Origin of the sequence: Gottfriedia solisilvae, from assembly GCF_002128405.1 — a bacterium.
Lineage (GTDB): Bacteria > Bacillota > Bacilli > Bacillales > Bacillaceae_G > Gottfriedia > Gottfriedia solisilvae.
Genome location: NZ_NETJ01000002.1, coordinates 14,805 through 26,435, shown reverse-complemented (window position 1 = coordinate 26,435; position 11,631 = coordinate 14,805). Strand labels below are relative to the sequence as shown.

General features: G+C 34.2%; 8 protein-coding genes and 1 other annotated feature. All 8 genes read right to left on the bottom strand.

Features of this window, described 5'->3' with window-relative positions:
* The 8 genes from hisS to secDF all read right to left on the bottom strand — a co-directional run bounded on the left by hisS (position 1) and on the right by secDF (position 11,563).
* Entirely contained in the window at positions 1-1,266 is a 1,266-nt protein-coding gene (gene hisS, locus CAB05_RS04510) for a histidine--tRNA ligase (protein ID WP_087998649.1), read from the bottom strand.
* Positions 1,267-1,328: 62 nt separating this feature from the next.
* Positions 1,329-1,558 (bottom strand) — a binding site (T-box leader).
* Between the two features lie 630 nt (positions 1,559-2,188).
* A complete protein-coding gene (locus tag CAB05_RS04500) occupies positions 2,189-2,368 on the bottom strand; it encodes a hypothetical protein (protein ID WP_087998647.1) in 180 nt (59 codons plus the stop codon).
* Positions 2,369-2,563: 195 nt separating this feature from the next.
* Positions 2,564-3,001, bottom strand: coding sequence for a D-aminoacyl-tRNA deacylase (gene dtd / locus CAB05_RS04495; RefSeq protein ID WP_087998646.1), 438 nt, complete (start codon positions 2,999-3,001; stop codon positions 2,564-2,566).
* 17 nt (positions 3,002-3,018) lie between these two features.
* A complete protein-coding gene (locus tag CAB05_RS04490) occupies positions 3,019-5,220 on the bottom strand; it encodes a RelA/SpoT family protein (protein ID WP_087998645.1) in 2,202 nt (733 codons plus the stop codon).
* Positions 5,221-5,387: 167 nt separating this feature from the next.
* Positions 5,388-5,900, bottom strand: coding sequence for an adenine phosphoribosyltransferase (locus CAB05_RS04485; protein WP_087998644.1), 513 nt, complete (start codon positions 5,898-5,900; stop codon positions 5,388-5,390).
* Positions 5,900-8,251: a single-stranded-DNA-specific exonuclease RecJ gene (gene recJ / locus CAB05_RS04480; protein WP_087998643.1), complete on the bottom strand. Its 2,352-nt coding sequence runs from the start codon at positions 8,249-8,251 to the stop codon at positions 5,900-5,902. Before recJ ends, CAB05_RS04485 begins: the two co-directional genes overlap by 1 nt.
* Positions 8,252-8,290: 39 nt before the next feature.
* Complete coding sequence (locus CAB05_RS04475; RefSeq protein WP_087998642.1) at positions 8,291-9,202, bottom strand: cation diffusion facilitator family transporter; 912 nt, start codon at positions 9,200-9,202, stop codon at positions 8,291-8,293.
* Positions 9,203-9,325: 123 nt separating this feature from the next.
* Positions 9,326-11,563, bottom strand: a complete 2,238-nt coding sequence (secDF, locus tag CAB05_RS04470; RefSeq protein ID WP_087998641.1) for a protein translocase subunit SecDF — start codon at positions 11,561-11,563, stop codon at positions 9,326-9,328.
* Between the last annotated feature and the right edge of the window lie 68 nt (positions 11,564-11,631).

The window sequence follows — 11,631 nt, the reverse complement described above, 5'->3', positions numbered from 1 at the left end:
TTATTTAGAGCTTACGTATTTTACAAATATATCTAATGCAACTTCCTCTTGAACACCCGTTTCTTGGTCTTTCAAATTGATGACTCCACGAGATAATTCTTCTTCACCTAAAACAGCAACATATTTCGCATTAAAACGGTCAGCAGCTTTAAATTGTGCTTTTATTTTACGATCTTGGTAATCCTTTTCACATACAAGACCGGCTTTACGCAATTGATATAATAATGAAGTTGCATCTTTTTTCACCTCATCACCTAGGGCGATTAAAAATACATCCATTTCTTGTGGAATCGGAAGTTCGATCCCTTCAGTCTCAAGCGCTAATAATAAACGCTCTATACTTAATGCAAAGCCCATACCAGGTGTATTTGGTCCACCAAATTCTTCAACTAAGCCATTATATCGGCCTCCACCACTTAAAGTAGAGATTGAACCAAAACCTTTACCTTCTAACATGATTTCGAAAACAGTGTGATTGTAATAATCTAAACCACGCACTAAATTTGGATCGACTTCAAAAGGAATATTCATTGCTGTTAAATAAGATTGAACATCTTCAAAATACTTCACAGACTCTTCATTTAAATATTCAAGGATTGAAGGTGCTGATGCCATTGAAGGGTGATTATGGTCTTTTTTACAATCTAACACTCGAAGTGGGTTAGATTCTAAACGATTTTGACAATCACCACATAACTCATGTACAACAGGTTTAAAGTGATTAACAAGCGCTTCACGGTGAGCTTTACGACTTTCTAAATCACCTAAACTATTGATCACAAGTTTAATATTTTTTAAACCAAGGCCACGATATAAATCTCTTGATAATGCAAGAACCTCTGCATCAATTGATGGATCATTACTACCTAATGCCTCGATACCAAATTGAACAAATTGACGATATCGCCCTGCTTGAGGACGCTCATAACGGAACATTGGTCCAATATAATATAATTTTGTTGGTTGATTACTATTTCCGTGCATTTTGTTTTCTACATATGAACGTACAATAGATGCTGTTCCTTCAGGACGTAAAGTTAAACTACGATCACCACGATCTGTAAAAGTATACATTTCCTTTTGTACAATATCCGTCGTGTCACCTACACCTCTTGAGAATACTTCCGTATGTTCAAACATCGGTGTACGAATCTCATTGTAGTTATATCGTTTGCATAAGTCTCTTGCAAACTTTTCAATATACTGCCATTTCTCAACTGTACCAGGTAATATATCCTGCGTACCTCTTGGAATATTAATCGACATTGTGAATCCTCCTAAAATAAACCTATATATACAAAAAACTCCCGTGCCTACTGAAATAAAACAGTAGGGACGAGAGTTATAAGCCCGTGGTACCACCCTAATTGAAGAATGAATCATCATCCTTCCACTTTCATCGTTAACGCCGATTACGTTTATCCTTACTAGAATACTCTTTCAGAATAAAGCCTCTGGAGTGTCTTTCAAATAGTCTACTTGTGGAAATGCTCTCAGCCACGACATTTCCTCTCTCTTCAAGAGATCCTATTATACTTTTCTCCGTCATTGGTAAGTTTTATGTATCAATATGTTATTTTATATCTTACGTTTGGTTACAATAATTGTCAAGAACTGAAGAAAGAAAAATTTTAAGAACGTTCTAATTGTTTCTTTAAATCACGTACTTCTCTTAATGTTAATCCGAACTCACTTGCCATCTCCAATGAATTTGACTCTTGCCCTCTTGATTGAAATTCATGAAAATCCATATTGAGAACTCCTCTACGATTTGAACCCAAACTATTACGATTGTTAATTCTCATGGTGAAAGTCTCCCTCCAATATCATAATATTTAGTTTGTCCAAGTTTTGACACGATTAAACCAAAAAAATGAGTGTTGAAAGACATTTTTCTATTACAATTTTCTTTAAAAATAGGCTTTGTTAATGTTAATTGTCGATATTTTACTAAAGTTATCCTTAAAAATATACTATAGAATTTTAAGTATAGAATATTTATTTAAAGAGATTGATTGGAGTGAAAGGCGCGAGACTCCTATGGGAGTAGTGGGAAGGGTGAGACCCCGCAGGCTTGCCGAGGAGGCTCAGGTCCCGCCCCATGGAAAGCGAGCATCCTGAAACTGAAAATCAACTTTCTTTTTTAACAGAGCCAAAAAATAAAAAAACCATGGAGAATTCCCATGGGTTAAAGAAGTTTTGAAATGGTAGATATAGAGCTTTGTACTGAGCCATCTAATAAATACATTAATCCATAATAAATAAGTAGGATTAACACAACAAATACGATTGCCTTAAAGAAGCTTTTAAGAATCGTAAATAAAATGACACCTGCAATCAGGATTAAAATGAGTGTAATCGAGTCCATTTCATACCCTCCTATGCATTCTAAAATAGAACCCATATATACTATCTATATTCAGAACCAATCGATATTATATGTAAAATAGAAAGGTACAACTTCAAAACAGATTGAGCCAATAGAAACAAAAGATTAGTCAAGATGAAAAGGGTAAAAAAACCTTCTTCCACATTGTGTAAAGAAGGTTTTTTTTTGGTGCTATTAACTTTCAATCATGATTGTAACCGGACCCCAGTTTGTAAACGATACGTCCATATCAGCTCCGAAAATACCAGTTTGTACTTCAAAGCCTTGTTCACGTATATATGCATTAAACTGTTCGTATAGTTCATTTGCAATATCAGGCTTTGCAGCATCCGTAAAGCTTGGTCGTCTTCCTTTACGAGTATCACCATATAGTGTGAATTGAGATACTGATAATACTTGACCATCAACCTCTTTTAAAGACAGGTTCATTTTACCATCGCCATCTTCAAATATTCGAAGATTTAATGCCTTATCAGCACAGTATTTCATATCATCAACTGTATCTTCATGCGTGATCCCTACAAGTAATAATAATCCTTTAGGTATTTGACCTACTACTTGTCCATCAACTACAACTTTAGCTTCTTTTGTACGCTGTAATAAAACTCTCATGACTTACCCCTCCTCTTCTAGTGGAAAATGCGTCGCACAGAGTAAATGTCTGGAATTTGTTTTACCTTATCCACTACTTTTTGAAGGTGGTTAATATTTCGAATGGACAAACTCATTGTAATGGTCGCCATTTTATTACGGTCATTTTTACCTGTTACTGATGAAATATTTGTTTTTGTTTCATTGACTACAGACAATACTTCGTTTAAAAGTCCACGACGGTCATAACCGAAGATTTCAATATCAACATTATAATCGCGTTCAAATGTTGGACTTTCTTCCCATTCAACTTCGATAAAGCGATCTTCTTCACTATCATTGAGCATGTTTACACAATCACTTCGATGAACAGATACTCCACGGCCTTTTGTAATATAACCAACAATATCGTCACCAGGTACTGGATTACAGCACTTTGAAAGTCGTATTAGTAAGTTATCTACACCTTTAACTGAAATACCAGCATCTTTACGACGTGAAGGAGCTTTTTTAAGATCTGAAGATAATTCTTTTAATCGCTCTTCTAAATCTACTTCCGGTCTTTTTCGGAATTTATCTGTTAAACGATGTGCGATTTGCGTTGCAGTAATGCCATTATATCCGACAGCTGCATACATATCTTCAGCATTTGAAAAGTTAAACTTTTCAGCTACACGTTTTAAATTTTCAGAAGTTAATACTTCTTTTATATCACAATCTAGTGCTTTTATTTCTTTTTCAACTAATTCTTTTCCCTTATCAACATTCTCTTCACGTCTTTGCTTTTTAAAATATTGACGTATTTTATTTTTTGCATGTGAAGATTGAGCAAGTTTTAACCAGTCCTGACTTGGCCCATATGAATGCTTAGAAGTCATAATTTCAACAATATCGCCAGTTTTTAATTTATAATCTAGCGGTACCATTTTTCCATTCACTTTTGTACCAATTGTTTTATTCCCAATTTCTGAGTGTATACGGTATGCGAAATCGATTGGCACAGAGCCTAACGGTAACTCGTATACATCACCTTTTGGTGTAAATACGAAAACCATATCTGAGAATAAATCCATTTTTACTGATTCCATAAACTCTTCTGCATTCGTAGAGTTATCTTGCCATTCAATAATCTCACGGAACCAACTTAAGCGATTTTCAAATGATTTCTGAGTAGGTACATTTGCATTTGATTTATCTTCTTTATAAGCCCAATGTGCTGCTACCCCGTACTCAGCGATTTGATGCATTTCCTTTGTACGTATTTGAACTTCTAAAGGATCACCCTTCGGACCAATTACTGTCGTATGAAGTGATTGATAAAGATTTGCTTTTGGCATAGCAATATAATCTTTGAATCGACCAGGCATCGGCTTCCAACAAGTATGAATGACACCTAAAACAGCATAACAATCTTTAATACTATTGACGATTACACGTACAGCCAATAAGTCATAAATTTCATTAAATTGTTTATTCTGCTTTGCCATTTTGTGATATATGCTGTATATATGCTTTGGTCTACCCGAAATTTCGGGCTTTATTTCTACATCTTCTAGTTGCGACTCGATCTCACTGATGACTTCGTCTAAGTATTGTTCACGTTCGGCTCTTTTACGCTTCATTAGATTAACGATACGATAATATTGTTGAGGATTTAAGTAACGTAAGGCTGTATCTTCCAGTTCCCACTTTACTTTATTAATCCCTAAACGATGAGCTAGAGGAGCAAATATTTCTAAAGTTTCATTTGCAATTCTGATTCGCTTTTCCTGAGGTAAATGCTTTAACGTTCTCATATTATGAAGGCGATCGGCTAGTTTAATTAAAATGACTCTCAAGTCCTGTGCCATTGCGACAAACATTTTTCGATGGTTTTCAGCTTGTTGTTCTTCTTTCGATTTAAACTTAATTTTACCAAGCTTCGTAACGCCATCGACAAGCATAGAAACTTCTTTACCAAATTGATTTTCTAAGTCTTCTTTAGAAACTTCAGTATCTTCTACCACATCGTGAAGAAAACCAGCACTAATTGTGGTTGCATCCATTTCAAGGCTTACAAGTATCCCTGCTACTTGAATAGGGTGTATTATATATGGTTCACCTGACTTACGAAATTGCTCACTATGCGCATCTCTAGCATATTCATAAGCATGTTTAATAAACGCCACATCATCTTCTTTTAAATAATGGGACGCTTGCTCTAAAACTTGTTCAGCTGTCAAAACTTGTTCATTAGCCATTTAATCACCTTAAATCATTATTTCTTATATTATCGTGAATATTTCGTTTTTTGTAAAGCAGGAGTCGTCAAAATTCATTTTTTTTTGCAGGTTTCTGATAGAAAAAGAGCACTCTGATTAATTCAGAGTACCCCATCGTATGACATTATATTAAATTATGTTAAAAATTAATAAGTCATTAGTGTAAATATATCATAGCCTTCTAATTTTTTACGACCTTCTAAATAAGAAAGTTCGATTAAGAAAGCAATACCAACTACAATACCACCAAGCTCTTCAACAAGCTTGATTGTCGCTTCAATCGTACCACCAGTAGCTAATAAGTCATCTGTAATTAGTACACGTTGTCCTGGCTTAATTGCGTCCTTGTGCATTGTTAAAGTGTTTGTACCATATTCTAAGTCATAATTATAGCTAATCACTTCACGAGGTAGTTTACCAGGTTTACGAACCGGTGCAAAACCAATTTCTAAAGCATAAGAAATTGGACAACCAACGATAAATCCACGCGCTTCAGGTCCAACAACTAAGTCAACATCCTTTTCTTTTGCATACTCTACGATTTTATCAGTAGCCGCTTTATAGACTTTTCCATCATTCATTAATGAAGAAATATCTTTAAACTGAACGCCTTCTTTTGGCCAGTTTGGTACAATCGTAATATAATCTTTAAAATTCATTAAATAAGTGCCTCCCCATTTTCGGAAAAATGACTTTTCATATTTTGAAAAAATGTAGTTAATTCATCACATTTTGAGTACAGAAATAAACGTTCCAGTTCAATACTTGCAAGTTTGATCGCATACGTACTTGATTGAGATAGATCTTTCTTCTCAGTTTGTGGCAACAAACGAATTTTCCCATCCTCTATTGTAACAAATTCCAGATCAAAAAACACCTTTGTCATAAAATCGACTTGTTCTTTTTTCCATCCCATCTTACGACATAATGCCATTTCATACATACCCATGTCAAATGGATTCGTTTTTGCAAGAATTGAATAGTATTTTTTAAAACTCTCTCTACTTGGAATTGGAGAGAAAAAATGTAACTCATCTTGATTAAATACTAAATAGATTCTTTGTGATAATCCATTTTGGAATACCGCTCTTAGGTCATGCTCTGAACTTGGCAAATCTAGTAGAATAACGAATTCATTTTGAACATCAATCATCTTTTCATGAACAGATTCATATGAGACGAATTTCGAAATAGGATATTTATTTTTTAAATCTAGATATTCATTTTTAGATTGATGTAAGAATACAAATTGATGTTCATTAGAAGGTAATGTTAAACGATGTGGCTCTTGTCCTCTAAAATCGAATAATTGCCAATGATTAACACTTAAATCTTGAATCATTAATTGTGGTTTTCTCTTCCCATTCCATTCATTAATCGATGCCATACCTAAACAGGAAATCCTAGATCCACTTGCAATTTCATTCACAACATGTCCAAACCCAAATCCAACTGCATCTAGAAACATAGAGCTTTCCTTCAATTGAACTTTTAAGTGTGCGCCTTCGTTACCAATCTGTTTTAGATTTGTTATTTCAACATCCTGAATTTGCAGTACCGGTTTCGGGTTATGCATTCCAAAAGGTGAAAGCATGTTTAATTCATTTATAAATGAAATAGACACTTCACTAGCCTGACATTGTAAATCTACTTCTTTCAGAGGAATAAAATCTTCATCAGTCATCGTTTGATCAGCAAATTCATTTAAACGCAGCCTTAATTGTTCTACATCTTCAATTGCTAATGTCATACCTGCTGCTAATGTATGTCCACCAAAATGAGGTAAGATATCTTTACATTTTGTTAAGTTTTCAAACAATGAAAATCCTTCAATACTTCTTGCAGAACCCTTTGCTATGCCTTTTTCATGATCAATACTAAGGACAATGACAGGTTTATAGAAACGATCAACAAGCTTTGATGCGACAATTCCTACTACGCCAGCATTCCAGCCTTCTTTTGCAACAATAATAACTTTGTTCGAACAAGTATCATCTAAACTATTAACTTGTTTAATTGCTTCCTCAGTCATTGTAGTAACTAATTCCTGTCGCTCTCTATTCAACACATCAATTTGTTCTGCTAGTGTCTTTGCAACTTGTCTATCAGTTTCTAATACTAGATCTACAGCAGGTTTCGCGTCACCTAGACGTCCTACTGCATTTATTCTTGGGCCAATTGCAAAACCAATTGTTTCTTCACTAATTGATTCTTGTGCTACACCGCTTATTTCAAGTAAAGCCTTCAATCCTACTCTATTTGTTTGCTTTAACTGTCGTACACCTTTTTTTACGATCAATCTGTTTTCATCAACTAGCGGCACTAAGTCAGCAACTGTCCCAATTGAAACAAGCTCCATATATTCCTCAGGTTCTCTACCTAATAGTGCTGATGCAAATTTAAATACAACACCCACACCAGCTAACTCCTTAAACGGATAGTTAGGACTAAGTTTAGGATGGATAATCGCTAAGGCTTTTGGTAATTCTTCAGGTGGTTCATGGTGGTCAGTAATGATTACATCTATTCCAAGTTCATTTGCAAAATCAACTTCATTAGCAGCTGAAATACCCGTATCAACTGTAATAATTAACGAATAATTTTGTTCATGTGCCCACTTGAATGCATTCTTATTTGGTCCATATCCTTCACTAAAACGGTTCGGGATATAAAAATCTACATTTGCTTCTAATTCTTTTAATGTTAAATACAATACAGAAGTGCTACTTACCCCATCCGCATCATAATCACCAAAAATTAATATATTTTCATTTTCTTCTATCGCTTGAAACACTCTGTCTATCGCTATGTCCATACCCTCTAATAAAAACGGGTCATGAAAACTCATTTGTTCTTCATATAAGAAATTCTTTGCATCCTCAACTGTCGTTACCCCACGTGTAACCAGTAATTTTGCTAAAAGAGGGGATATCTGTAATTCTTTACTTAATATTTGTTCAGCTTGGTCATTCGATGACTTCGGTTTCCAACGTGCTTTTGATTTTAACAAATCTATCACCCCTAACTGTACTATTATACTAAAGTAAACTTAGTGGATGAAAGTATTATTTTTATCATTATATGGATTTATATGGACAAACACATTTTCCACATCCTTTTGTTCCATTAACTTCGCTTTTACATTTTTTCCAATCCTATGTCCTTCTTCAACAGTAATATATGGATCGACTGAAACCTTTATATCAATAATGACATAATATCCATGTTCTCTAGCATATAGCGTATTTATCTCTTTTACCCCTTCTATAGTCCTTACAATGTCCTTATATTGCTGTACATCTTCTTCATGAAGGACATGATCCATAGTTGTATGAATTGATTCAGCTCCAATATCCCATGCCATTTTTAAAATCATGATTGATACAATAAATCCAGCAGCAGGATCTGCATAAAGAAGAACTGGCATATCTATTTTCTCCCCAATAATGGCAACTCCAATCCCTATCATTGCGGCCGCTGATGAATATACATCAGAACGATGTTCATATGCATTTGCAATAATTGCATCACTATTTAATTTTTTCCCAAGTGCAAACTTGTAACGAAACATCCATTCTTTTAAAAAAATTGAGATAAAAGCAGCAAGTAAAGCAATAACTTCAGGTGATTCAACTGGTTTAAAAAATGATTCAATAGAAGATTTACCAATTTCAATTCCAACAATGAATAATAGTACAGCTACAATGATCGCTGCGATTGATTCTGCTTTACCATGTCCATATGGGTGATCTTCATCTGGTGGCATTTTCGCTGCCCTCAAACCAAATAACACTGCTAAAGAACCTACTACATCAGATGCTGAATGTACTGCATCAGCCATTAATGCTTTACTATTTCCTATATATCCAATAATCATTTTGACAATTGCAAGGAGTAGATTGCCATAAATTCCTATATAAGCACCTTTCTTGGCTTCTTTATACCGTTCCTCTTGCTCCATAAGTCTCTACCTACTTCCTCATATTGCGATTTAGATTCTATTAACACATTAAAGTAGTATTTTCATTTTCGTTTCATTCTAAAACAAAAAGAGTATAAGCATTTAGCCTATACTCTTAAAATTTTATTTTGCTTCTTCAGTCTCTATTACTTGATGTTTATCAAGCTGGCGTCCTTTTATATACAACCAAATTTGAGATGCAATAAAGATTGAAGAATATGTTCCAACAACTAATCCGACTAATAAAGCAATTGAGAAATTAAGAATTGCGCTACTACCAAAAATTAATAATGCAATTACTGCTAAAACTACTGTAAGTACTGTTTTAACAGAACGACCTAAAGTTTGGCGAATCGAATCATTCACAATTTCATTCAATTCTTCTCTCGTACGAATTTTCTTTTTAAGCTTCATATTTTCACGTACACGGTCGAACGTAACAATTGAGTCATTAATTGAATAACCAACAATCGTTAGGACAGCCGCAATAAATGTAATATCAACTTCTAATCTAAAAATACTAAATACAACAACAATGAAGAAGGCATCATGGATCAATGCAACTACTGAAGCTAAAGCATAAGAGAATTGGAAACGTAAAGATACATATAGGATGATCCCTATAGATGCAATCACTAATGCTTTCAATGCATTTGCTGCTAATTCACGACCAACTACTGGATCTACAGTACTAACATTCGGCTCAATTCCGAATTCAGTTGTAAATTCTTTTTTCAATTTATTGATTTGATCTTTAGATAAGACACCTTTAAACGCAATAGAACCAGCTTTTCCACCATTTTCTGATATTGTAGTGCTCTCTGCTTCTAATCCTAATTTTTCTAGTTCTTCATTAACAATTTGTTTCGTAACAGCTGTTTTTGATTCAAATGTTACACGTGTTCCACTCGCAAAATCAATTCCAAGATTTAATTGGAAAATTGAAAGGACAATTACACCAACGATCGTAGTAATAATTGAGAAATAAACAAATTTTCGTCCAATACTTACGAAATCGACTTTATCATACTTAGTTGGTGGATGTGTTAAATTATGATTTAATCCTAAAATCTCACTTTGTTTAATGCCAAACCAAGTTTTTTTATTATTTAAGTAACGACTTTGAACTAATAAAGAAAGTAATAGACGAGTTCCAAATACCGCCGTAATAAAACTTACTAAAATACTAACAATTAAACTTGTTGCAAAACCTTTTACAGAGCTTGTACCAAAGATAAATAATACTGCTGCTGCAAGTAATGTAGTGATATTTGCATCAAAAATTGTTGCAAATGAGCGCTGATTTCCAGCACGATAAGCAGATGCTACTGATTTACCTAGTTTAAGCTCGTCTTTTAATCGTTCATACGTAATGATATTATTATCTACCGCAATTCCAACACCTAGAATTAAGGCAGCAATACCTGGTAGTGTTAATACGGCATTCATCCAATCGAATACAAGTAAAGTCAAGTATACATATGCAGTAAGCATGATACATGCAAGTAGTCCTGGTAAACGATAGAAGTAAAGCATGAATAAGAAGATGATGATAACCCCTACGATACCAGCTAAGATTGTTTCATGAAGTGCATCAGTACCAAACTTAGCTCCAATTGAAGTAGAGTATAATTCGTCAAGATGTACAGGAAGTGCACCTGCATTTAATAAATCAGCTAATTCTTTTGCACTTTCAACTGTAAAAGTAGATCCTACAATTGAAAGAGAATCATCTGTAAATACTTGATTTACACTAGCTGCTGATAAATATGTTGGTTTTTCTTTTGCAGATTCTTTTTTAAATGAATCTACGCCTTCTTTAAAATCTAACCAAATAACCATCATGTTATTAGGAGGACCCATTTGTAATACTTTGCTCGTTACAGATTCAACTTTTTTAGCATCTTTGAATGTAATCGAAACACTTGGTTTATTCATTTCATCAAATGTTTGTTTTGATGCACCTTCTTTTAAATCTGCACCTGTCATTAATACTTTGTCGTTTACATCACGAATCGTTAAGTTCGCTTCAGTCGAAAGAATATCACGTGCTTTCGCTTGGTCTTTTACACCAGCTAATTGAACACGAATACGATCTTTTCCTTCAATTTGAATATTGGGTTCACTAACACCTAATACGTTTACACGTTTTTCTAATGCTTTTGCTGTACTTACTAATACAGTTTTATTTACTTTTTCGCCTTCTTTAATTGGTTTGACCTTATAAAGTACTTCAAAGCCGCCCTGTAGATCCAGACCTAGCTTTATTTTGTTCGCTGTACCCATTACAGTCGTTCCAATTACCGCTGCTAAAACAGCAATAATTAAGAAGAAGGCAACTATTCTGTTACGCTTCACCATTTTGTGAATTTCCTCCTCTAAATTGTCCAAGTCTAGTATAAAAATGGTATGTATTCATTCTTTCATTA